Annotated in this window: 19 protein-coding genes; 12 read left to right on the forward strand and 7 right to left on the reverse strand. The window is 47.7% G+C overall.

Translation table 11 applies throughout. The annotated features are described in order from the left end of the window. Window positions 1-50 precede the first annotated feature (50 nt). Window positions 51-1,244: a tyrosine-type recombinase/integrase gene (locus KTQ90_RS04360; protein WP_217317326.1), complete on the reverse strand. Its 1,194-nt coding sequence runs from the start codon at window positions 1,242-1,244 to the stop codon at window positions 51-53. A 389-nt stretch (window positions 1,245-1,633) separates the two neighbouring features. On the opposite strand from KTQ90_RS04360, the gene KTQ90_RS04365 reads away from it, so the two are divergent. The 5 genes from KTQ90_RS04365 to KTQ90_RS04385 all read left to right on the forward strand — a co-directional run bounded on the left by KTQ90_RS04365 (window position 1,634) and on the right by KTQ90_RS04385 (window position 8,105). Beyond that, the gene (locus KTQ90_RS04365; protein ID WP_217317327.1) at window positions 1,634-3,133 is read left to right on the forward strand and encodes a THUMP domain-containing class I SAM-dependent RNA methyltransferase; all 1,500 of its coding nucleotides are present in this window, start codon (window positions 1,634-1,636) and stop codon (window positions 3,131-3,133) included. After that, the gene (locus KTQ90_RS04370) at window positions 3,123-5,339 is read left to right on the forward strand and encodes a S9 family peptidase (protein WP_217317328.1); all 2,217 of its coding nucleotides are present in this window, start codon (window positions 3,123-3,125) and stop codon (window positions 5,337-5,339) included. Before KTQ90_RS04365 ends, KTQ90_RS04370 begins: the two co-directional genes overlap by 11 nt. 115 nt (window positions 5,340-5,454) lie before the next feature. Beyond that, complete coding sequence (purD, locus tag KTQ90_RS04375; RefSeq protein ID WP_217317329.1) at window positions 5,455-6,723, forward strand: phosphoribosylamine--glycine ligase; 1,269 nt, start codon at window positions 5,455-5,457, stop codon at window positions 6,721-6,723. Between the two features lie 12 nt (window positions 6,724-6,735). Continuing rightward, the gene (locus KTQ90_RS04380; RefSeq protein ID WP_254359325.1) at window positions 6,736-7,668 is read left to right on the forward strand and encodes a hypothetical protein; all 933 of its coding nucleotides are present in this window, start codon (window positions 6,736-6,738) and stop codon (window positions 7,666-7,668) included. Next, complete coding sequence (locus KTQ90_RS04385) at window positions 7,653-8,105, forward strand: YqaA family protein (RefSeq protein ID WP_022158998.1); 453 nt, start codon at window positions 7,653-7,655, stop codon at window positions 8,103-8,105. The genes KTQ90_RS04380 and KTQ90_RS04385 overlap by 16 nt, the downstream gene beginning before the upstream one ends. 9 nt (window positions 8,106-8,114) lie before the next feature. Here the strand turns inward: KTQ90_RS04385 and KTQ90_RS04390 are convergent, their stop codons facing one another. Genes KTQ90_RS04390 through KTQ90_RS04400 form a run of 3 tightly spaced genes read right to left on the reverse strand, consistent with a single transcriptional unit; the run spans window position 8,115 to window position 11,989 of the window. Then, entirely contained in the window at window positions 8,115-9,158 is a 1,044-nt protein-coding gene (locus tag KTQ90_RS04390) for a zinc ribbon domain-containing protein (RefSeq protein ID WP_217317330.1), read from the reverse strand. A 30-nt stretch (window positions 9,159-9,188) separates the two neighbouring features. After that, entirely contained in the window at window positions 9,189-11,108 is a 1,920-nt protein-coding gene (locus KTQ90_RS04395) for a peptidase U32 family protein (RefSeq protein WP_217317331.1), read from the reverse strand. Further along, the gene (locus KTQ90_RS04400; RefSeq protein ID WP_217317332.1) at window positions 11,105-11,989 is read right to left on the reverse strand and encodes a homoserine O-succinyltransferase; all 885 of its coding nucleotides are present in this window, start codon (window positions 11,987-11,989) and stop codon (window positions 11,105-11,107) included. Before KTQ90_RS04400 ends, KTQ90_RS04395 begins: the two co-directional genes overlap by 4 nt. Window positions 11,990-12,458: 469 nt before the next feature. Between KTQ90_RS04400 and ileS the strand changes: the two genes are divergently transcribed. From ileS to KTQ90_RS04435, 7 genes are all read left to right on the forward strand, one after another. Beyond that, window positions 12,459-16,082, forward strand: coding sequence for an isoleucine--tRNA ligase (gene ileS / locus KTQ90_RS04405; RefSeq protein WP_217317333.1), 3,624 nt, complete (start codon window positions 12,459-12,461; stop codon window positions 16,080-16,082). Between the two features lie 89 nt (window positions 16,083-16,171). After that, complete coding sequence (locus tag KTQ90_RS04410) at window positions 16,172-16,552, forward strand: TraR/DksA family transcriptional regulator (RefSeq protein ID WP_022159003.1); 381 nt, start codon at window positions 16,172-16,174, stop codon at window positions 16,550-16,552. A 96-nt stretch (window positions 16,553-16,648) separates the two neighbouring features. Beyond that, entirely contained in the window at window positions 16,649-17,278 is a 630-nt protein-coding gene (locus tag KTQ90_RS04415) for a lipoprotein signal peptidase (RefSeq protein WP_217317334.1), read from the forward strand. 8 nt (window positions 17,279-17,286) lie between these two features. Then, a complete protein-coding gene (locus KTQ90_RS04420; protein WP_217317335.1) occupies window positions 17,287-18,183 on the forward strand; it encodes a DUF4296 domain-containing protein in 897 nt (298 codons plus the stop codon). 12 nt (window positions 18,184-18,195) lie between these two features. Further along, on the forward strand, window positions 18,196-18,402 hold the full coding sequence (locus KTQ90_RS04425) for a hypothetical protein (RefSeq protein WP_217317336.1): 207 nt from the start codon (window positions 18,196-18,198) through the stop codon (window positions 18,400-18,402). A 23-nt stretch (window positions 18,403-18,425) separates the two neighbouring features. After that, window positions 18,426-19,277: a carboxylating nicotinate-nucleotide diphosphorylase gene (nadC, locus tag KTQ90_RS04430; RefSeq protein WP_022159007.1), complete on the forward strand. Its 852-nt coding sequence runs from the start codon at window positions 18,426-18,428 to the stop codon at window positions 19,275-19,277. A 14-nt stretch (window positions 19,278-19,291) separates the two neighbouring features. Next, the gene (locus KTQ90_RS04435; RefSeq protein WP_217317337.1) at window positions 19,292-20,920 is read left to right on the forward strand and encodes a dipeptidase; all 1,629 of its coding nucleotides are present in this window, start codon (window positions 19,292-19,294) and stop codon (window positions 20,918-20,920) included. A 153-nt stretch (window positions 20,921-21,073) separates the two neighbouring features. Here KTQ90_RS04435 and KTQ90_RS04440 read toward each other — a convergent pair whose 3' ends face one another. From KTQ90_RS04440 to menA, 3 genes are all read right to left on the reverse strand, one after another. Then, a complete protein-coding gene (locus tag KTQ90_RS04440) occupies window positions 21,074-22,735 on the reverse strand; it encodes an AMP-binding protein (RefSeq protein WP_217317338.1) in 1,662 nt (553 codons plus the stop codon). A gap of 132 nt (window positions 22,736-22,867) precedes the next feature. After that, a complete protein-coding gene (locus KTQ90_RS04445; protein WP_022159010.1) occupies window positions 22,868-23,665 on the reverse strand; it encodes a hypothetical protein in 798 nt (265 codons plus the stop codon). Between the two features lie 198 nt (window positions 23,666-23,863). Further along, window positions 23,864-24,772 (reverse strand): 1,4-dihydroxy-2-naphthoate octaprenyltransferase, encoded by a 909-nt coding sequence (gene menA, locus KTQ90_RS04450; protein ID WP_217317339.1) that lies wholly within the window; start codon window positions 24,770-24,772, stop codon window positions 23,864-23,866. Between the last annotated feature and the right edge of the window lie 22 nt (window positions 24,773-24,794).

A 24,794-nucleotide genomic window follows, 5' to 3' on the forward strand; every position in this document is an offset into this window, starting at 1 on the left:
AGAGCGATTTTTCGTGTTGGAATTGGGTGTTGGAATTGGGTGTTGAGAGGCTACGCCTTGTCGCTGTTGACGTAATCAATAATCTTGCGAACGGCATCGTCAATTCGTTTCGTTCCGTAGGCGATGTAGTGGTCGGTCACGTCCGCCCAGGAGTGCCCCAAGCAGAGGGCAATAGTCTCACGAGGAATCTCAAGTTCTGCACCAATAGAAGCGAATGTGTAACGAGCGGTGTACACCGTCATGCCTTCCGCAATCGGATGCCAGACTACCTTGCGCAGCCTGCCCACCTTGTCGGGAACAATCTCCTTGCGCCCGATTTTCTTTAGCGCGTCGTTCCAGTGATGGCAGAAGTCGCGGTAGTTCGTATAAACGTCAAGAGGACACAGAAGCCAACCCTTGCCCTTGTAGCGTCTGATTATTTCCATCGCCTCGGGAGGTATTGGAATGTCGTACAAGTGTCCTGTCTTCGCCCTCTTGTACCTGATACGTCCGTTGTGTACGTTGGACGGCTTGAGCGTAAGCAGGTCTATTGGGTTGATGCCGCAAAGGTAGAACGTCAACATGAACAAGTCGCGGTATATGCGCTGCCAGTCCTCAACCTCGCAATCCCTTATCTCCCTCAGCTGCTCGACGCTGATGTTGTTGATAGCTACCTTCTCCTGCTTTATCTTGTACCGCCTGAATGGGTAGTTTGTGGTCAGCTCGTTGTCTATCGCCCAGTTGAACACCGTGCGTATGTTGCGGAGCATGATAGCCTTGTAGTTCACGCTCGCTTCGCCCATGTATCGCTCGAAGCCGTCGAGCCATGCCTTGTCTACGCTGCCGAACACCGCTCTGCCGTCATACTCGCGCACCTTCCGTGCCGACATTCGGTAGAGGTCTGCCGTGCCTTTGCGGCTCTTTGTGTCGGCGAACCTTTCGATGTAGTCCGCAAGAAACGTCGCTTTCTCCTCATGCGCCTCGCCCGATACCAGGGTTGTCAGCTCTCTCTTCATCTTCGCGGTGTCGGCGCCGGCATTATTCAGCAGACACGCCTCCACATCGTCGATGATGCTCGTCAATCTTCTGAGCTTCGCCCTGTAGTTCGTTTCTTTTGGCGACATCGAAAGACCCGAGAACGCAGTCAACACGTAGATACCTGTTGACACAACGAACTCCTTACCGTCATTGCGGAACAAAATCTTCACTGCAATTCGTCCGTCCTTACCCCTCTTGCTCTCTTTAGCTGCGATATAATACTTCATAGTTTTGGTATTTTTTTGTTTCGGTTTTTGCAAATATACCCATAAAACCCGAGAAAAACAACAAGATTTTCGGTTGAAATGGGCCTGTTTGTGGGACTCTATAATTCCCAAGTCTGTAAAGCACTAATCTCCAACGACTTGCGGTGCTGCAAGAAAGTTTCCCAAGCCAGAGGTCACGGGTTCGAACCCCGCTTGCCGCTCTTGACAGCATGTTTTTTTAAGAAAAGATTTCAACTTTAATACAAAAGCGACTCTAATTAGAGCCGCTTTTTCTTTTTTATGCTGTTTATTTTTGAAGTTTGTATTTATATAATTGTGGTTTCTTGATTATTATTCGTAATTTTGTACCGATTAAACTTTCGTAAGAAACAATTGCTTTTATTAAAAATATGAATGAATTTGAACTTATTGCCAAAACCTTCATGGGCTTAGAGCCGGTATTGGCAAAAGAGCTTACCCAATTGGGTGCAAACAATGTACAGATAGGTCGTCGTATGGTGTCATTTACCGGTGATAAGGAAATGATGTATCGTGCAAACTTCCAACTCCACACAGCAATTCGTATCTTGAAGCCTATTGCTAAATTCAAGGCGCGCTCGGCTGATGAGGTTTATGAAGAGGTTAAGAAGATCGATTGGAGCAAGTATATCGAAAAGGGAAAGACTTTCTCTGTTGATTCTGTTGTGTACTCAGAAGAATTCCGTAACTCACGTTTCGTAACATATAAGGTAAAGGATGCTATCGTTGACCAATTCCGCGAGAACACTGGTACTCGTCCTAATATTTCTGTCAGCAACCCTGACATCCGTCTGAACATCCACATCGCAGAGGCTGACGCTACGCTGTCGCTCGACTCAAGTGGTGAGTCGCTCCATCGTCGCGGCTATCGCCAGGAGTCGGTAGAGGCTCCGCTTAACGAGGTGCTTGCTGCAGGTATGATTCTTATGACAGGCTGGCGTGGCGAGACCGACTTTATAGATCCGATGTGTGGTTCGGGCACTTTGCTTGTAGAGGCTGCACTTATCGCCCATAATATGAGTCCTGGTATCTTCCGCAAGGAGTTCGCTTTCGAGAAGTGGCCTGACTTTGATGCAGAATTGTTTGACACAATCTACAACGATGATTCGCAGGAACGCGAGTTCACTCACCATATCTATGGTTACGATATCGATATGAAGGCTGTAAACACAGCACGTCTAAACGTGCGTGCAGCTGGTCTTTCTAAAGATATTACGATTGAAAACGCCGACTTCAAGGACTTCACTCAGCCAAAGGAGAAGAGTCTGCTTGTTGTTAACCCGCCTTATGGTGAGCGTATCTCTACTCCGAACTTGCTCAACACTTACAAGATGATTGGCGAGCGTCTGAAGCATGCTTTCATGGGTAACGAGGCTTGGGTGCTCAGCTACCGCGAGGAGTGCTTTGAGGCAATCGGCTTGAAGCCGTCTATAAAGATTCCGGTTTATAACGGATCTTTGGAGTGTGAATTCCGCAAGTACGCTATCTTTGATGGCACTATGAAGGACTTCCGTCAGGAGGGTGGCATCGTTAAGACTGAGGATGAGAAGCGACAGATGGCAGAGAAACATCGCTTCAAGAAGAACCGCGAGTTCAAGAAGCGTCTCGACGAGGAAGAGGAAAATGCAGAGTCGGACATCCGCTCTTTCAAGTTCCACTCTATAGAGCGTCGCAAGCAGAACGACGATCGCCGTGGTGGAAACGAAAGAAAGAGCCGCGACCGCTTCGATCGTGACGATAAAGATTTCAAAGGCAAGGGCTTTAAGGGTAAAGGCTTCGGCGACAAGGGCGGCAAGTCTTTCGGCAAAGGCTCACGTTATGGCAAGAGTGACAGAAAACGTTCTAACAGAGATTTTGACAATGAAGATTAAGTTTTTTACAGTTATGCTGGGGTTATTTACCTCGCTTAACATGAATGCTCAGGAGTTGAAGTCTTTCACGCTTGAAGACCTCAACTTCGGTGGCAAGAACTATCGCAACTTCGTTCCACAGAATCGCAACTGTGTGTGGTGGGGCGACCAGCTTGTGCGTGTTGAATCTGATGCTTGCTATCTTGTGAACAAGCAGAACGGCAAGGAGACACAGCTCTTCACGGTAAGTCAGGTTAACCAATGGGCAGGTCCGACAAAAGATATTAAGGTGCGCTCTTTGCGTGGCGCATCTTTCCCTTATGCCGACAAGCCGCTCGTTGTGATTAATAGCGGCGAGCGCATCTATACTATCGACTTCAAGAGTGGCTCATTGAAGAAATGCAACGAGTTCGTTGACGACGAGTATGTACTTGAGATGAACGCAAAGAGCGATGCTATCGCTTATCTTAAGGATAATAATCTTTATGTCACACGAGGCGACCAAAAGTGGCAGTTGTCTACAGACGGTTCACGTGAGATTGTATACGGACAGAGCGTTCATCGTGATGAGTTCGGAATCCGTAAGGGCACATTCTTCAGCAACAGCGGCGAGAAACTTGCTTTCTATCGCATGGACCAGAGCATGGTGACTGACTATCCACTTGTTAACATACCGGAAGTTAGCTTCCAGCCGGAGGATGGCAAGTCGCGCATAGCAACTCTTGCTCCTGAGAAGTACCCGATGGCTGGCGAGACAAGCCACAAGGTTACTGTCGGTGTGTTTGATACAAACACCGGCAAGACTGTATACCTTAAGGCTGGCGACCCAACAGACCGTTACTTTACAAACATCTCTTGGTCTCCCGACGACAAGACCATCTATATGTTCGAGCTTAATCGCGATCAGAACGATTGCCGTCTCATTAGTTATGACGCATCAACTGGCGAAAAGACTGGCGAACTCTACCGCGAGACAGACGCAAAGTATGTAGAGCCGCTTCATCCTATCGTTTTCTTGCCTTGGGACAACAGTTCATTCCTTATGCAGAGCAGAAAAGATGGCTACAACCATCTGTATCTTTGCTCAATCGGCAAGTCGGGAAGCCGCATGGCAGGCAATACCATGTCGCTCGATGTGAAGCAGATAACCAAAGGCAATTGGGAAGTTCTTGATTTCCTTGGCTTTAATGCAAAGCGTAAGGGCGTTATCATCTCTTCTAACGAGATTAGTCCGATTCAATGCAACATTTTCTTTGTTGACTTGAAAACAGGCAAGCGCACTCGTATGGACGAAGGTGGAAAGGGTTGGCACTCGGCATCTTTGAGCAAGAGCGGACGGTATATCTACGACAACTATTCGGAGCCAAATGTTCCGCGCAATATTGCTATTGTGAATGTTGCAAACGGCAAAAGTTTCTCTTACTTCAAGGCTGATGATCCTTGGAAGGGATATAAGGTTCCTGAATACACCTGTGGTACTGTGAAGGCTGCCGACGGCACAACCGACCTTTACTGGCGTATGGTGAAGCCGGTAGACTTCGATCCGAACAAGAAATATCCTACTGTAGTGTATGTTTACGGTGGTCCTCACGCACATAACGTTGACGCACGCTGGCACTATAGCAGCCGCAGCTGGGAGACATACATGGCTCAGAAGGGTTATGTTCTCTTCATTCTCGACAACCGAGGCTCTGAGCATCGTGGCAAGGAGTTTGAGCAGGTTACATTCCGCCAGCTTGGTCAGGAAGAAATGAAGGATCAGTTGAAGGGTGTTGAATACCTCAAGTCGCTTCCTTACGTAGATGCCGACCGCATCGGCGTTCATGGTTGGAGCTATGGTGGGTTCATGACCATTTCGCTTATGACAAACTATCCTGACGTGTTCAAGGTTGGTGTAGCTGGTGGCCCAGTTATCGACTGGAAGTGGTATGAGGTGATGTATGGCGAGCGCTATATGGACACACCGCAGCAGAACCCGGAGGGCTATGCAAAGGCATCTTTGCTCAATACTGCAAAAAACTTGAAGGGTAAGCTCCAGATTATCCAGGGTTATAACGACCCGACTTGCGTGCCGCAGCATTGCCTTACTTTCCTCAAGGCATGTATCGGCGCAGGCACACAGCCTGATTTCTTCTTGTATCCAGGCGAGCCTCATAATATGCGCGGTCATCAGAGTGTACATTTGCACGAGCGCATCACACAGTATTTCGAGGATTACTTGAAATAATATCTATATAAACAGGAGGGCGTAACGGCCGGTAAAAATCTTAAACTATTTGCCGTTACACCCTCCTGCAATTTCAACAAAACACGAATCATTAATCATTAAACATTATTATATAATGAAAGTTCTATTGTTAGGAAGCGGTGGCCGTGAGCACGCATTGGCCTGGAAAATCGCTCAAAGCGCAAAGGTGGAGAAACTCTTTATCGCTCCAGGTAACGCAGGCACACAGAATGTCGGTGAGAATGTAGATATTAAAGCCGATGACTTTGAGGCTTTGAAGAACTTCGTTGTGGAGAATGGTGTAGACATGGTAATTGTCGGACCGGAAGATCCATTGGTGAAGGGCGTTTATGATGACTTCAAGAACGACGAGCGCACAAAGAACGTTCCGGTTATCGGTCCGTCAAAGGCAGGTGCTGTTCTGGAAGGTAGCAAGGACTTTGCAAAGCAGTTCATGAAGCGCCACAACATTCCGACAGCAAAATACGAGACATTCGACGGCACAACAGTAGAGGAAGGCTTAAAGTTCCTTGAGACTCTTAAGGCTCCTTATGTACTTAAGGCCGATGGTCTGTGCGCAGGCAAGGGCGTTCTTATCCTCCCCACACTTGAAGAGGCAAAGAAGGAGTTTAAGGAGATGCTCGGTGGTATGTTCGGTAATGCTTCAGCCCGCGTAGTTATCGAGGAATTCCTTAGCGGCATCGAGTGCTCTGTGTTCGTTTTGACCGACGGCAAGAACTACAAGATTCTGCCCGAGGCAAAGGACTACAAGCGCATCGGAGAGCACGATACGGGTCTTAATACCGGCGGTATGGGTAGCGTTTCGCCAGTTCCGTTCGCTACAAAGGAATGGATGCAGAAGGTTGAAGACCGCATTATCCGTCCCACAGTAGAAGGACTTGCCGAGGAGAATATCGATTATAAGGGTTTTATCTTCTTCGGACTAATCAACGTAGAGGGCGAGCCTATGGTTATCGAGTACAACTGCCGTATGGGCGACCCTGAGACTGAGACTGTAATGCTGCGCCTTAAGAGCGACATTGTCGACTTGTTCGAAGGCGTTGCAGAAGGCAATCTCGACAAGCGTGCAATTGAGTTCGACGAACGTGCAGCTGTCTGCGTAATGCTCGTTAGCGGTGGTTATCCGCAGGCTTATGCAAAGGGCTACGAGATAACCGGTCTTGATAAGGTTGAAGATTCTGTTGTCTTCCATGCCGGCACAAAGATGCAGGACAGCAAGGTCGTTACCAGTGGCGGACGCGTCATTGCTGTCAGCTCTTATGGCAAGGACAAGTCAGAAGCTTTACAGAACTCGTTCACACAAGCACAGAAGATTGAGTTTACAGACAAGTATTTCCGTAGAGACATCGGTCAGGACTTATAATTATCAGTAGAATTGAACGTAAAAAGATTTCAGAATAAGGTTGCAGAGAGTCGCATTGCGCTCCCTGCAACCGCTGTTTATACACTAATCGTATGCGCATTGTCGGGAATGTTCGGCAACGGCATGTGGTTGCAGGTGGTCTTGCTCGCTTTTGCAGGCTACCTGATGTTCCAGTTGAACAACGTAAACGCCCTGATACGCATCTTCAGCCGAATGATTTCGTGCTCGTATCTTGTATTGATGACGATGGCGTTCTTCCTTTTCGACGATATCGCTAACAGCATCATTTCCGTACTTGCGATAGCCTTCTATATGTTCTTCTTCAGTATCTATCAAGACGGTACAGCCGTAGGCCGTATCTTCTATGCCTTTGCTGTACTGGGCATAATGAGCGTCGTTTTTGTGCAAAGTCTCTACTTTTTGCCGATAATATGGGTATTGCTGTTTACGAATATCATGGCTGGCAATGCGCGTATGATAATAGCTTCGCTCATGGGCTTGACCCTTCCTTATTGGTTCATCGGAGCCTACGGACTTATGTCGGGTGACGTTATGCTGCTGATGCCCCATTTCGAGAGTCTTGCAGAGTTTGCGCCTATTGCCGACTGGCAGAACGTTAGTTGGGCTGAGATAATAACCTTTGGCTTTGTGGCTTTGCTCTCAATAACCGGCATGATTCATTTCCGCTTGAACAACTATAAGGATAAGATTCGAACACGCATGATGTTCGAGATATTCTCGGTTATGAACCTTTGTCTGTTGCTGTTCATTGCACTTCAGCCGAATCATATTGACGCTCTGCTGACGTTGCTGATAGTGAATACGACACCGATGATAGCGCATTACATAGCACTTACGAACACAAAGATAACCAACTTATCGTTCTACATAATTCTGTTAATAACCCTTGGACTCACGATAGGCAACGTATGGACACTCTTTTAAGTTTTCTTGTTGATTGGGGCTATTGGGGTATGCTGTTCGCCTCGTTCCTGGCAGGCAGTTTCTTCCCGTTCAGCAGCGAAGCCGTAATGCTCGCCCTGCAAGCAGCAGGTCTTGAACCGCTTCCGCTCGTGATATATGCAACTATCGGCAATACGTTAGGATCTTACTTCAATTATGGAGTAGGCAGAATGGGCAAGCTCGAATGGATTGAGAAATATCTGCATGTTAGTCAGGAGAGTCTGCAGAAAGCCGAGCGCTTTATGGGAGGCAGAGGAGCGTTGATGGGCATCTTCGCATTCCTTCCGATATTGGGCAGCGCTATCACAATTCTTCTTGGACTGATGAAAGCGAACATACCTATCGCCTTTACGACAATAGCCGTCGGAAAACTCCTGCGATATGTTATTCTTGCCTTCGGCGGAACCTTCTTATTCTAAAATGTGGAGCTATGAATTCATAGCTCCACATTTCGGACATATACCTTTCTTATTCATTTTCGCTCCGCAATTTCCGCAAACATACTTGTAGAAGTTGTTGCGCACGTATGTTCTTATTGCGTAATACACGTACGCTATAAGGATAACATAACCTATATAATATAAGGTGGTGATGCTGAATATAATATAGTTGGCGGCGCATACTGCAGCCAGCCGGCATAAGTAGAGTGTGGCTGCGGTTGGCGACAGTTTATGATACACATCGTCGATTGTAGCAATGAGTATAATCATCATCATCCATACCGATATCAGGAAGATAGCAAGAATCGGCGGCAATGCAAACGGGTTGAGCGTCGGATGGAAGTAGAAGCAACGCCACGTGTCGGGTGCAAACAGCTGAATACTCGAATAGAACGTAGCTGCCGACGCCACAGTTATCGCCAGAAGCGTCGGATAGAACGAGTCGATGTCGTCGAAATGTACAACCTTAACCTTGCGACGTTGCAGACGATACACTACGTATCCACCTGCTATCAGACTGATTATGATGAGGAAGATAAGCAGATGCACATCGGAGAACATAAGGATGAATTGCGATATAGGGTCGTCGGGCACAACCGAATTGAGCAGTTGGCTCTCATGAATCCATCCGAACTCATACTTATCGCTCGCCACCTCAATCCATACGGAGTCTACCGGGTCATCCTTCAGTATCTTTATGTCAGCCACCACGATATGCGAGTTCTTCTTTACAGCGAACGAGTCGATAGCCATATTGCTCAGCATCTCCTCCGGTTGCTGTTTAAGCAAATGGATGGAGTCTTTCTTCACAACGAAGTTATAGTTCTGCGCATAGTGGTGAGTCTTGTAAAATTCGTAGTTGAAGTTCAGAATCTCGCTGGTACTGTCTACGTTATATCCAGTAACATCGCGAGTTCCCGCAGGGGTATGGACAGACGAAGGCTGAGCCTTACCATTCGGATTAGAATGGTAACACCCAACCATAGCCATGCTGACTATCAGTAATGATATGAATTTTACGAATCTGTGCATTTACTTACGATGTTTCAATTAAGATAGTTACTATTCAGCGTAAACTTCCATTTGGCATTTCGCGCAATTGAACGCCAAACGCACACGCATGCCGTTCTTTGCTTCAAGATAAAGCGGCTCATGCCATGTGGGGCGCTTGCCGCCGTTCTTCACACAATAGCCCAAAGCATAGCGCAGACAATAGCGGCAGGTCATAAGCGGCGGAACAGCAGATGCATCCGTAGCGCTGCCTGCCTTGTAGTTAGGGTTCAACTCGAACGCCTTTGGAGCGTTCTTTACGCCATGTGCTGCGTAGTATGCTTGCGCAATAGGGTTGGCAACGTTCGCTATATTGATTGCATCGGCATTTACTGTTGTTGTTCCTTTACTACTGCTTGCCGACTTGATGTTGCGGAGACTATCACCACCCTCTGTCGTAGGGATAGCTGTATTCTCCAAAGCCTCAATCATTTCTCTGCGCAGCGCTGCCAGTCTGCTTGACGGAATGAAGAACTCGTCGGCAGAGTTAAGAATTCTGACATCCTCTGCTTCCCAAGCCGTATTGCCGAGCTTTTCAAGCTGTTTTACGATATTGTCGTGTTGCGACTTCTGAGCCTTTTCTGGATTCTCGTTGAACACCACTTTTGTCTTGCGTCCGCATTCGTCCGTGGCTGTAAACGTCAGTTTGCTGTCTACAACGTCCACAACGAATCTCACCTGCAACTTGCGTGTAGATGTCTTGCCCTGCATGGCACGCTCAAACTCGATGTCGTTATTGCGATAGAGCGCCATGCCCGGCTCCAGATTCTTAGGCATAGTGAGAGGGAAGAGGCGGTTGTTCTCCACGCGGTTTACGCGGAAACCTTCCAGCTTCTTCTGTCTGTTGAAGAAGCACAGACCGTCGCCGTTGGCGAACATAGCCATGCCCGCCACGTTGAACGACCCACGACGAATCTCCTTTACATATCCCACATACTCGCCCATAGCCTTCGGCGTATTGAACGACGAGATATCTTTCTGTCGTCCGTTGAAGAAGTAGTGCGTGAATCCGCGGTTGAATGTCTTCTCAAGCGCCGGCGTGAACGTATAGCTACACTTTCCGAACGACGAACGGCAGAATTTGTCGCTATGCTTTGCGATGTAGGCATTGAGCGCCTCGCTATAAGTAGCCACCACGTTCTTCACGTAGTTAGCATCCTTCAGTCTGCCCTCAACCTTCAGCGAGCAGACACCCGCTTCGAGCAGATCGCCCAGTCGGTCGAGCTGGCACATATCCTTAAGCGAAAGCAGATAGCTGTCCTCGATGAGAGTCTCGCCGTCGCTATCCTTCAGGTCGAACGCCATGCGGCAGAACTGCGCGCACTCGCCTCTGTTGGCGCTACGGTTGAAGAAATACTGCGAAGCATAGCAAGCGCCCGAATAGCTCACGCACAATGCGCCATGCACGAACGCTTCAAGCTCCACATCGGGATGCGCCTTGTGTATGTTCGTTATCTCCTCCAGCGAGAGTTCGCGAGCCAATACCACGCGCTCGAATCCGTTCTCCTTTAGCCACTCCACCTTGTCGGCGCAGCGGTTGTCGGTCTGCGTAGAAGCGTGCAAAGCCGGCATGCGATAACCGCGCGCCACGTATTCAGCCTTCAACTTCTTGTAGATTTCGAGCACAGCCATGTCCTGCACCAATATGGCGTCAACGCTCATCTCTACGAGCTGTCGCAGCAGGTGCTCAAGCGCTTGGAGTTCCTTCTCGTAGACGATAGTGTTCACCGTGACGTACACCGCCGCACCGAACTGATGCGCATAGCGTGTCAGTTCGGCTATATCCTCCGTGCTGTTGCCGGCAGTCTGGCGAGCGCCGAATTGTGCTGCGCCTATATACACGGCGTCAGCGCCATGGTCGATGGCAGCGATGCCACATTCAAGGTTCTTGGCTGGCGCCAAGAGTTCTATCTTTCTTAATCCGTTATTCATAGCAAATAATAGTTTATCCAGTTGTTGAACAGCAGATTGGCGTGCGCACGCCAAGTCACGTTAGGCTTGTTCGCCGGATTGTCATTAATATAATAGTTCTGCGGCACATCCACGTCGTCGCGAATGTCCTTGTCGCGTCGATACTCTTTGTCGAGCGTGTACGGCTCATACTCCATGTGTCCAGTTATGAATATCTGTCTGCCATTATGTGCATATACAATGCTCGTTCCGCTCTCCGCCGACTCGGCTACGATGTCGAGATCAGAGTGAATGCGTATATCCTCCGGGCGCACCTCTGTATGGCGGCTGTGCGGCATGTTGAAAGTGTCGTCGAAACCGCGGAACAGAGGCAGAGTAGGGTTCATAACCTGCTGGCGGAAGATGCCGAACTTCTTTGTCGGCAACTGATGCTTCGGCACTCCGTAGTGATAGTAGAGTCCGGCTTGTGCAGCCCAGCAGATGTAGAGCGTGCTCTTTACGTTGGCGTCAGCCCAAGCGAATATCTCCGAAAGTTCCTTCCAGTAGCTCACGTCCTCAAACTCAAGATGTTCTATCGGCGCACCCGTCACAATGAATCCGTCGAACTTCTCGTCCTTCAGTTCGTCGAAATAGGTGTAGAAGCGCTCCATGTGCTCCGGCGAAGCGTGTTTCGGCGTGTGTGTTCTCAACTTCATGAGCGTCAGCTCTATGTCGAGCGGCGAGTAGGAGAGCACACGTGCGAAATCTTTCTCGGTGGTCTCCTTTATCGGCATGATGTTGAGAAGAGCTATCCTCAGTTTGCGTGTGCTCCTGTCCACAGTCTGAGCACCATTCTCTATAAATATGTTTTCTTCTTTCAGACTCTCTATAGCAGGAAGTCCTTCCGGCAATATTAATGACATATATACTGATTTGTTTATTCTATGCAAAATTACTGAAAATATTGTGCATTATAGCATCACAACCATGTTTTTTGCGCTATAAATGCTAAATACATGTCATCGTACAGCGTTCGCCGTCCGACCGGATCGCGTTCGGTGTCCGATCAGATTCCGTACGCCGCCCGATCAGATTGCGTTCGGTGTCCGATCGGGTTGCGTACGCAGAACGGTCGTAAACTCTATGGTGATGAACTGAAAAGCTTAGGAAGAACTACCCCAAACCTTAGGCAGAGCCATCAAAAACCTCGCGCTAATCTACAGAAAACTCCACGCTAAGAGCCGAGAATATCAATAATATTGTAAGATAATAGCCGCAGATGGAACATTTTTTTCAAACATTTAATTAAAATGCAATATACTTTGCTCGTAATATGCGCGATTTTACGTATCTTTGCAACTTAAAATAGAAAAATATAAAAACGGATATAAAATGTCGAACAAATTTGTTGAACACAAAGGTTTCAATCTCGTTGAAACAAACAAAGAGATTTTAGACAAGTGGATGAAGCTTGATGTCTTCCACAAGTCTATCGATGAACGCGAAGGCTGTCCACAATTCATCTTCTTCGAGGGTCCTCCTTCGGCGAACGGACACCCGGGCATCCACCACGTGCTTGCCCGTGCAATCAAGGACACCTTCAACCGCTATAAGACAATGAACGGTTTTCAGGTGCCGCGCAAGGCTGGCTGGGATACACATGGTCTCCCCGTTGAGCTTGGCGTAGAGAAAGAACTTGGTATTACAAAGAAGGATATTGACAACAAGGATTCGGAGAAGTATATCTCTACAGAGGAGTACAACCACAAGTGCCGCGAGAACGTAATGATGTTCACAGCCGAGTGGCGCAAGCTCACCGAGGAGATGGGCTACTTCGTCGACCTCGACAATCCTTACATCACATACGACAACAAGTATATCGAGACACTTTGGTGGCTTCTGAAGCAGCTCTACAACAAGGGTCTGCTCTTCAAAGGCTACACTATCCAGCCGTACTCTCCGGGTGCAGGTACCGGTCTTAGCTCTCACGAGCTCAATCAGCCGGGCTGCTACCGCGACGTTAAGGACCTGACCGTCACAGCTCAGTTCCTCATCAAGGACCCGAAGGCAGAGTGGACAAAGTGGGGCAAGCCTTACTTCGTAGCTTGGACTACAACTCCGTGGACATTGCCTTCAAACGTGGCTCTCTGCGTTGGTCCGAAGATCGACTACGTGGCTGTCGAGACATACAACCTCTACAGCGGCGAGCCTGCAACACTCGTTATGGCTGAGAACCTCGTTAAGTCGTACCTCAAGGCCGACCAGGAGTGCACAGAAGGCGAGTTACTGCCGTTCGACAAGGAGAAGAAACTCTGCCCGTGGCGCATCATCGACCGCATGAAGGGTACAGAGCTCGAGGGCTTGCACTACGCTCAGCTCATGCCGTGGGTTAAGCCGTGCGAGAAGGTTGACGACCAGGCTCCGGCTTTCGTTCTCGACTATGCTGCTGCACACGCCGAAAAGGTGTTCGCTTCAGAGGACGGTCGCGACAAGTTCGTCGAGATGGAGAGCGAGGCTTTCCGCGTAATCCTCGGCGACTATGTTACTACAGACGATGGTACGGGTATCGTGCATATCGCTCCGACATTCGGTGCCGACGACGCCAAGGTGGCTAAAGATGCAAACATCCCGGCGCTCTACCTTATTAATAAGAAGGGCGAGACACGCCCGATGGTAGACCTTCAGGGTAAGTTCTACGCTATCGAGGAACTCGACAACAATTTCCTGAACGCTTGCGTTAACAAGGATCTTTATGCTCATCATGCAGGCGACTATGTTAAGAACGCTTACGACCCGAAGTTCAACGCCGACGGCGTTTGGGACAAAGCAGCTTCCGACAAGGCTGAGGACCTCAACGTGGTACTCTGCATGGAGCTGAAGCAGGAGGGCAAGGCTTTCCGCACAGAGAAGCACGTACACAACTATCCGCATTGCTGGCGTACAGACAAGCCGATTCTCTACTATCCGCTCGACAGCTGGTTCATCAAGGACACAGCTTGCAAGGAGCGCATGGTTGAACTCAATAAGACTATCAATTGGCAGCCGGAATCAACCGGTTCGGGCCGCTTCGGCAACTGGCTCGAGAACCTCAACGACTGGAACCTTTCACGTTCACGCTTCTGGGGTACTCCGCTTCCTATCTGGCGCGACGACAAGCGTGGCGAGAAGTGCATCGGTTCGCTCGAAGAGCTTTATGCTGAAATAGAGAAGGCTGTGGCTGCCGGCGTTATGACGTCTAACCCGCTTAAGGACAAAGGCTTCGTACCGGGCGACTACTCTAAGGAGAACTACGACCGCGTAGACCTCCACCGTCCGTATGTAGACAATATCGTACTCGTTAACGACGAGGGTCAGCCTATGCACCGCGAGAGCGACCTCATCGACGTTTGGTTCGACTCTGGTTCTATGCCTTACGCACAGCTCCACTATCCGTTTGAGGGTGAGATGGCGCGCGGCACAGAGGAGGATCGCAAGGCTCTTGTTAACAGCAACTACGAAGGCGTGGCTATCCCGCCGAAGTTCTTCCCGGCTGACTTCATCAACGAGGGCGTTGACCAGACACGTGGCTGGTTCTTCACATTGCACGCTATAGCTACAATGGTGTTCGACTCAGTTGCGTTCAAGAACGTAATCTCGTCTGGTCTGGTGCTCGACGCAAAGGGCAACAAGATGTCTAAGCACTTGGGCAACGCTGTCAATCCGTTCGACCAGATTGAGGAGTACGGTGCTGACGCTGTTCGCTTCTACATGATGACCAACTCTGAGCCGTGGGACAACCTCAAGTACGACCCGAAGGGTGTTGACGAGGTGCGTCGCAAGTTCTTCGGCACATTATATAATACATACTCATTCTTCAGCGGCTATGCCAACGTAGACGAGTTCGACGCTAAGGCAGAGCTTGTTCCGGTGGCAGAGCGTCCGGAGATTGACCGTTGGGTGCTCTCTGTGCTCAACACTCTCGTGAAGAATGTAACAAAGGAGATGGAGGGCTACGACCCGACACGCGCCGGTCGTCTCATCATCGACTTCGTCAACAACGACCTCAGCAACTGGTACGTTCGTCTTAACCGCAAACGTTTCTGGGGCACAGACATGTCTAAGGACAAGCTGGCTGCTTATCAGACTCTCTATGCTTGTCTTAAGACTGTCGCTAAGTTGCTCGCTCCGTTCGCTCCGTTCTTTGCCGATCAGCTCTACTGCGATCTCGGCGTAAACGAGCTTGAGGGCACAGAGTCGGTTCACTTGGCTAAGTTCCCGGTAGCTGACGAGAGTCTTATCGACAGCGAACTCGAGAGCCGTATGGGTATGGCGCAGACCATCACTTCTATGATTCACGCTCTGCGCAAGAAGGTGAACATCGCTGTGCGCCAGCCGCTGCAGGCTATTATGGTTCCGGCAGCAAGCGAGGAGCAGCGCCGCCACATCGAGGCTGTGAAGGACTTGATTCTGAACGAGGTGAACGTTAAGGAGCTTCGCTTCGTAGAGGGCAACGGTGTTCTCGTGAAGAAGGTGAAGTGCAACTTCCGCACAATGGGTAAGAAGTTCGGCAAGCTTATGAAGGGCATCGCAGCAGCTGTTTCTGCTTTCGATCAGGATCAGATTGCACTCTTCGAGAGCAACGGCAGCATCGTTGTGAACGTTGAAGGTCAGGACGTAACCGTTGAGGTGGCTGACGTAGAAATCATCTCTGAGGATATCCCGGGCTGGCTCGTAAGCAACGAGGGCAACTTGACTGTAGCTCTTGAGATTGAGCTTACTGACGAACTCCGCAACGAGGGTATGGCTCGTGAGCTCATCTCACGCATTCAGAACATCCGTAAGGAGTCGGGTCTTGAGATTACAGACCGTATTCATGTAACGGTTTCGCCCAACGAGCGCATCGAAAAAGCTATCGCTGGCTATGCCGATTACATCAAGTCGCAGGTGCTCGCTCTCGACATCAATGTCGCTGAGAACGACGGAGTAGAGGTTGAAATCGACGACTTCAAGCTCAACGTGAAGATCGTTAAGAACTAATACATAACAAACACAAGAGGGCGTGTTCATCGCAACACGCCCTCTACTTAAATAACTCTAATATTCAATCTTACTAAACCCTATCAATCATGGCAGAAAAGACACGTTACTCGGACGAGGAGCTTGAGGAGTTCCGCGCGATAATAAATGAAAAGTTACGACTCGCCCGTCGCGATTTCAACTCGATGATGGACCAGTTGCGTAACACAGACGGCAATGGCATAGAAGATACGTCTCCAACATATAAGGCTCTTGAAGAGGGTAGCGCTTCGCAGTCGAAAGAAGAGATTGCGCAGATGGCAAACCGTCAGCAGAAGTTCATCCAAGGACTTGAGGCTGCTTTGGTGCGTGTGGAGAACAAGACTTATGGCATCGACCGCATTACTGGCGAACTCATTCCGAAGGAACGTCTTCGCGTCGTACCTCATGCTACACTTAGTGTCGAATCTAAAAATGCACGTAAAAAGTAGTAGATACTACAAATTGTGAGTGTATCAAGTCTGCATATATATATATATAATAATGTATGCACGAACTTGGTACACTCCCATATTTTTTAATAATCGATGATACGGAACAACAAAACATTTAAAGCTTGGATGGCAGTAGCTATTGTAGTGGCTATACTGCTTATCGACCAAATCATTAAAATTGAAGTGAAGACCAATATGACACTCGGCGAAGCTAAGCGAGTGACAGATTGGTTCTATATCGAATTTATTGAGAATAACGGAATGGCTTATGGTATGAAGTTCATTAATAAACTCGTACTCAGCCTCTTTCGTCTCTTTGCTATAGGCTTTATTGGCTATTATCTTGCTAAGATTATCAAGAAAAATGTGGCACCTTTAGGATATATCGTGTTAATCGCAATGGTGCTTGCTGGAGCTGCCGGTAACTTGATTGACTGCCTTTTCTATGGTCTTATATTCGACGCTTCAACACCATTCACCGTATCTCAATTTGTTCCGTTCGGCGAGGGATATTCTTCATTCCTTCACGGCAAGGTGGTAGATATGTTCTACTTTCCGATTATTCAGACAACATGGCCTGAGTGGGTTCCGTATTTCGGAGGCTCAGAATATGTGTTCTTCTCTCCAGTCTTCAACTTCGCTGACGCATGTATCAGCGTCGGAGTTGTGGCTTTGTTGCTGTTCTACAGAAAACAGTTGGAAGTTTTGTTCTCTAACAAATAACAATCATAATGCAAAGAGTTATATATTACGTCATAGTAATCGTGTCTGTGTTGGGCATCGTAAGCTGTAAGCCTGGTATACCGCGCAAATATCTGAAGTCGGACAAGATGGCGGACATCATGTACGACTATCATATTGCGGAGGGTATACAGAACGTGCAGGCTACTGGCGACACAGTTACCATGCGTGCTTACTTGGCATATATATTGAAGAAGCATAAGGTGAGTCAGGCAGATTTCGACTCATCGTTGGTATATTATACGCGTCATACAAAACTTCTTGAGGACGTATACGATAAGGTTGCGGAAAGACTTAACAACGAGTCGGCTATCTATGGCGGATCGCAGTTGAATTTCGGCGAGGATGTCAGCAATTCCGACACAACCAACGTTTGGCAGTTGTCACCTACTATGATTCTCTCGCCCTATTCTGCATTCAACCGTAAGACTTTTGAGGTAAAGGCCGACACTTCTTATCATGAAGGCGATAAGATTATGCTCGACTTCGACACAAAGTTTATCTATCAGGATGGTGTTAGGGATGGTTCTGCGGTACTTGCTGTGACCTACGGCAACGATTCAGTTGAGGAAGTCAGCAACTCGCTCATGTCGAGCACTCACTACCATCTGCAGATTAACAATACGGGTCGTCTGAAGATTAAGAACATAAAGGGTTTCTGGGTGCACAACAATACGCAGAACCAGGATCTGACTTCAAAAACGACATTGAAGATGTTGCTCATTACGAATATCAAGTTGATTCGTATGCACACAAAACCCTCGGAATCGTCGGACAACAACGAATCTGCTGAGGGCAATAAAACCGACTCGTTGAAGCGAAAAGGTAAGGATAGCTTGGTTATAAAGAAACCAGCTAAGCCGTTATTGCTAAAGCAAACAAAATAATTTGTTGCGGTTATGGGCAAACTTTATGCAGCCAACCGAGTAGTTAGTGCTGATAGCACAATTACGAATGGAGTGGTGGAGATAGAGAATGCGGTTGTTAAGCGGGTGTTCGAACTTGAAAAAGAGATTGCATTCACAACATGGCTTGGAGGAACCATTTATTTAAAGGAGACAGAATATGGACTGCAGGCTTTCAAAGACAATAATATACTAATATAATAACAAACTAAAATTAAAAGATTATGTTAAGCGTAAACGAATTAGAAGATCGACTTATCGATTTGGCATTTGCAGAAGACATAGGTGATGGCGACCACACAACCTTGTGTTGTATTCCTGAGGACGCTATGGGCAAATCGCACCTTCTCATTAAGGAGGATGGAATCCTTGCTGGTGTAGAGGTAGCAAAGCGCGTGTTCGCAAAGTTCGATCCTACTATGCAGGTAGAGGTGCTTATCAACGATGGCACACCTGTGAAGAAGGGCGACATTGCAATGGTTGTTACTGCTAAGGTTCGTTCTCTGCTCCAGACAGAGCGCCTCATGCTCAACATTATGCAGCGTATGAGCGGCATCGCTACAATGACAAACAAATATGTTGAGCGTCTGAAGGGCACAAAGACTCACGTGCTTGATACACGCAAGACAACTCCTGGTCTGCGTATGCTCGAGAAGCAGGCTGTGAAGATTGGCGGTGGCATGAACCATCGTATCGGTCTATTCGATATGATTCTTCTGAAAGACAATCATATTGACTTCTGTGGTGGCATCACAAACGCTATCACACGTTGCCATGAGTATCTCAAGGAGAAGGGTCTCGACCTTAAGATTGAAATTGAGGTGCGCAACTTCGACGAGCTTGCAGAGGCGATGAATTGCGGTGGCATCAACCGTATCATGCTCGACAACTTCTCTGTAGCTGACACAAAGAAGGCTGTTGATATCGTTGGCGGAAAGTTTGAGACGGAGTCGAGTGGTGGTATCACTTTCGATACAATCCGCGACTATGCAGAGTGTGGTGTTGACTTCATCTCAGTTGGTGCTCTTACTCACTCGGTAAAGGGTCTTGACATGAGCTTCAAGGCTTGCGATTAAATATAGCGAAGCCTATGAAATCATTAATTCTTTCAGCAGCAATGCTCCTTGCTTCAAGCGGAGCATTCGCTTGCTCTAATCTCATTGTAGGTAAGAAGGCGAGTGTTGACGGTTCGGTCATGGTGTCTTACAATGCTGACGATTACGGTATGTTCGGTCATCTTTGCCATTATCCGGCAGGCACTCACCCAAAGGGCTCAATGCGCCAGATTTACGATTGGGATTCTGGCGTGTATCATGGAGAGATTGAGGAAGCGCCAGTTACTTATAACGTTATAGGTAATATCAACGAGTTTCAGCTTTCAATCGGCGAGACCACGTATGGCGGTCGTGAGGAGATGGTCGATTCAACTGGAATTCTTGATTACGGATCGCTTATTTACGTAACTTTGCAACGCGCAAAGACTGCACGTGAGGCAATCAGCGTAATGACTTCTCTTGTAGAGAAGTATGGTTATAACTCGGAAGGCGAAACTTTCTCTATCTGCGACCCAAACGAAGCTTGGATTATGGAGATGCAGGGTACGGGTGCAGGTTCAAAAGGCGTTGTTTGGGTAGCAATGCGCATACCTGATGATGCTATTTGTGCACATGCAAACCAAAGCCGTATCGGCAAGTTCAACATGAAGGACAAGAAGAACGTGCTTTACTCAAAGAATGTAATCTCTTACGCTCGTAAGATGGGATGGTTCAATGGTAAGGATTCTGACTTCTCGTGGAAGAATACATACGCATTCCCAGACTTCTCTGGTCGTCGTTTCTGCGACGCACGTGTTTGGAGCTTCTTCAATCACTATGCTGACGACTTCGACCGCTACTTGCCTTGGGCTTTAGGTAAGGATAAGGATGCAGAGGACATGCCTTTGTGGATTGTTCCTAACCGTAAGCTTTCTGTGGCTGATGTAGAGAACGGCATGCGCGACCATTATGAAGGTACAGCTCTTGCACTCGACACAACAAGCATTGGTGGCGGTATCTATGAGATGCCTTATCGCCCGACTCCTTTGACTTTCACCGTTGATGGCAAGCAGTATTTCAACGAGCGTCCTATCTCTACGCAGCAGACTGCTTTCACATTTGTGTCGCAGTTGCGTTCATGGTTGCCACGCGAAATCGGTGGAGTATTGTGGTTCGGCAATGACGATGCAAACATGGTAGCGTATACACCGGTATATTGCGGCAATACTGTTCAGCCAGCATGCTACAACACGAAGGGTGCTGATGCTGTTACATTCAGTTCTGACAACGCTTTCTGGCTTTGCAACATGGTGAGCAATATGGTCTATCCACGCTATTCGCAGTTGTTCCCGGAACTTAAGGCAGTTCGCGATTCGCTCGAAACAAGCTACTTCGCAAATCAAACTTCAATAGAGAAGCAGGCTGCCGACTTGTATCAGACAGATAAGGCTGCAGCTTTGAAACTCCTGAACAACTACAGCAATACAAAGGCTGATGAGATGCTTGCCAGCTGGAAGCATCTTGCTACACGTATCATTGTCAAGTACAACGACATGGCTGTAAAGAAGGAGAAAGACGGCAAGTTGCTCCAGTCTGTAACACGTCCTGGTTATCCGGCAAGCTTCGGACGCAAGCTTGTAAAGGAAACCGGCGATTGGTATGCAGTTCCGGTTGAAAAGAAATAATCGATAATGGCATAATAAATAAGGATAATTATGATTGCTGTAATATTTAAACAGCTTTCATAATTATCCTTTTTTTTATTGTAAAAGCACGGAGTGCGTGCTTTAAAACTTATAAAGTATTATTCTAAATGTCCTTGCTTACAAGCATTAGCACTACTTGTACAAGTAGCGCTTGATGCTCTTCTTAGGTGTCTTCTCAAACTCCTCTTTCACAATCTCAATAGCAGCAAGACGGCAGTAGGGTGGTTGTGAAGCATTGAGCTCCTGGCGGTTCTCCTCCATGATGTTCTCAAGGTCGGAGTCGTTGAGCTGCATTGTAGCAGCCTCGTCGAAGTCAGGGTAAACAAGACCAACAAGTTTCTCGCCACGTTGAACGACAATGCACTCGTTAACCATATTCAGCGAGTTGAGCTTATCCTCAATCTCCTCCGGATAGATGTTCTGACCAGAAGCACCGAGAAGCATATTCTTTGAGCGTCCCTTAATAAATACATTGCCGTCTGCGTCCATAAGACCGAGGTCGCCGGTATGATACCAGCCATCTGCATCGAGTGTCTGTGCTGTAGCCTCTTCGTTCTTGAAGTATCCGAGCATTACGTTAAGACCACGAGCAAGAATCTCGCCAGGTACATTCTGCGGATCCGGGCTGTCAATCTTAACCTCCATGTGTACAACAGGCTTGCCGCACGAACCTGCAACAAAGTCGTGACAATCTGCATAGCATATAATAGGAGCACACTCGGTAGCGCCGTAACCAACAGTATACGGGAATTCAATACGCTGCAAGAACTGCTCTACTTCCTGGTTGAAAGCAGCACCGCCAACGATAATCTCATAGAACTTGCCACCGAACGCATTTACAACCTGCTCGCGAATCTTCTCGAAAACCTTCTTGTTTACAAACGGCATGTTGAGCAACAGACGCATGCGATTGGTCTGAAGCTTAGGCAGCACCTTTTTGCGGATAATCTTCTCGATAACCAAAGGTACAGCAATGATGATTGCTGGCTTTACTTCTGCAAAGGCTGCAGCGATGATAGCCGGAGAAGGAACGCGTGTAAGGTAGAACACGTGACATCCGAAGAGGAATTCGAAGAGGAATTCGAACGCCATGCCATACATGTGCGCCATAGGGAGAATACTGATGACATTATCGCCCTTCTTAATGTGCTTGGCCACGGCAGTCATAGCAAAGTCGTAGTTGCTCCACATTGCGCGGTACGGAATCATAACACCCTTAGAGAAACCGGTAGTGCCAGAAGTGTAATTGATAAGCGCCAACTCCTCTGGGCTTTGCTCTCTGTAATAGTGTACGTGCTCCTTACGGAAGAACTTAGGATATTTCTCACCGAACATGGCGTTAAGATGTTCGCGAGCATAAGTAAGCTTATCAGTACGAGACACAACGAGCGAATAGTCGGGGATGTAGATAATGCCTTCAAGATCGGGCATCTTTGTTTGGTCGATGATTGTAGCAACATAGTCACCAACGAAGAGCAACTTTGCTTCGCTATGATTTACAATGTTGTGAATCTGATCGGCTGTGAACTCATGAAGAATAGGAACAGCTACAGCGCCGTAGGTAAGTGTTGCGAGGAAAGCTACAGCCCAATTGGAGCTATTACGTCCGCAGAGCGCAATTTTGTCACCACGCTGCACACCACTACTTTCAAACATAATGTGGAGCTTTTCAATCTTGCGAGCTACATCATGATACTGTAAAGTTGCGCCTTTAAAATCGGTAAGAGCATCCTTATCCCAATTGTTGACGATGCTCTTTTCTATAAGTTCGTTAAAACTTGGTATTTCAATCATTTGCACAATAATAAAAAGTTTGTGCAAAGATACACACTTATTTGCACAACACCAAAAGTTGTGTGCAATATTTTAGGTATTTGTGCAAATAAGTAGTGTTTTTATAATGACTGCTTTAAAAGCAGAGGTTTATTAATAGTCGTCGTCAGCAACATCCTCTGCTTCGAGGTTGAGGTCTTCCTCTGTTTCGAATGTTGTACGATAGCTTTCTTCTGTGAGCTTGTCCTCGTCGAAGTCGTCCTCATCATCGTCGTCGTATGAGTTGTCGTCGATTTCATCATCGAAATCGTCGTCCTCGTCACCATCGTACTTGTTGCTCTTTGGAGCGATGTCGTCATCCAAAACCGGCTGTTTCTCAACCTTCGGCTTAGCCTTTGCGAAGATAGCCTCAACCCAAAGACCCTTAGGGATCTCGAGCACGTCGTAGCCGTCGTTCACCTTTTTCTCGTACATGCCACCCGGCTTGTGCAGACGATCCTTAGGCAGGGTAGTGGTGCTGATATCGAAACCAGCCTCGATGATGTCCTGCACGCTCTGTGAAAGCGAGTCCCAGCCACCGCCGAAATTACGGTCGAGCACCTCCATGAGCTTTGCAGCAGAGATGTGGTGAATATTCTCGTATGTGAGGTCTGTAATGCGGTTGATGGCGCGCTTCTTGATGCCCCACTTCTTGTTTTCGTTGTCGTCGAAGTGGATGTTGCCCACCTTGAAGTCGCGTGCCTCATATTTCTTTATGACCTCAGGCTTGTCTATCTTGATTTCTTCTATTTCAAAGGCACTACGTATAACGTCGATATAGTGGTTGCGATTGTCTCTGAAATCCGACTCCTTTTCAGCGGTTTCCCACATTCTGAAAATGTCGTTTTCTTCAACTTCCCATACGTTACTCTTTGTTAGTGTCTTGAGTGTCAGAGCTTTTTGTTGTTTCATATATTATTAAAGTCTTATTATTTGTTACTTGATTTGTCAGTTACTATTGGCGTTTGTGTTTATCCTGTCGCCATTTTCGCTGCAAAAGTATATACTTTACTTATATCCTACAAGTTTTTACAATAATTTTTATGCGATTTACATGAAATTATTGCCTACATGTGGGTGTCATAATTGCACACTACCATCGGGGTGTGCTTATACGAGCAATCCGATAGTTACCAGAATCCCGTATATGAGCATGTTGCGGGCTGTCATGCCGAGCACTTTATTCAGTTCTACACCCTTGTCTATGCGGTGCATCTCGATGGATGTTGCCGCATGGAACGGTATATATAACAAAGGTAGGAGCATAGCCGAATAGCCCATTGTATAAGTGGCAGCAATATTCAGCAGCACAGCCGCAATACCTATTATATAATAGAGCCATCTGCCTCCACGCGCTCCGATTCGTACTATCAGCGTGCGCTTACCAGCATGTCTGTCGTTATCGATGTCTCTATAATTGTTCACGATAAGCAGAGTGTCGATGATGAGTCCACAGGCTATAGACTGTACTATTACAGAAAGCGGGATAGACATGAGTGGAGTAGGCGGAGCCACGAGCCAATAAGTCATGCAGACCGGTACCAAACCGAAGAACACGAGCACAAGCACGTCTCCAAGTCCGAGATATGAGAACGAGATGGTGTAGAGAAAGCAGAATACTACGCAGGCAAAACCTACAAGTATCATCTCCCATCCTCCATAGTAGACAAGCGGCAGACCGATAACACACGCCAAAAGAGTGGTATAAAGCAATCCGCGGCGCATGGCCGCAGCAGTAATCCAACCCTGAGCGCAGGCACGCTTCGGGCCAAGACGCTTTTCGTCATCCGAACCCTTCATAAAGTCGAAATAATCGTTCACGAAGTTGGCGTCTATCTGCATCACAAGAGCAAACAGCATGCAGAGCACAGCAGCGCCAACCCTCACAGCATCGCCATATTGAGCTATCGCAGCCGCAATCCCAATCATCACGGGCACGGCAGCGCCAGTTAGAGTCTTCGGACGAGCCGCAAGGAACCATGCCTTCAAAGAATTTGTCGTTACATTCGATTCGTTCATCTTATTTATCAATATTAGTTGT

This window comes from Leyella stercorea (assembly GCF_019052365.1).
In the GTDB taxonomy this organism is placed as follows: Bacteria; Bacteroidota; Bacteroidia; order Bacteroidales; family Bacteroidaceae; genus Prevotella.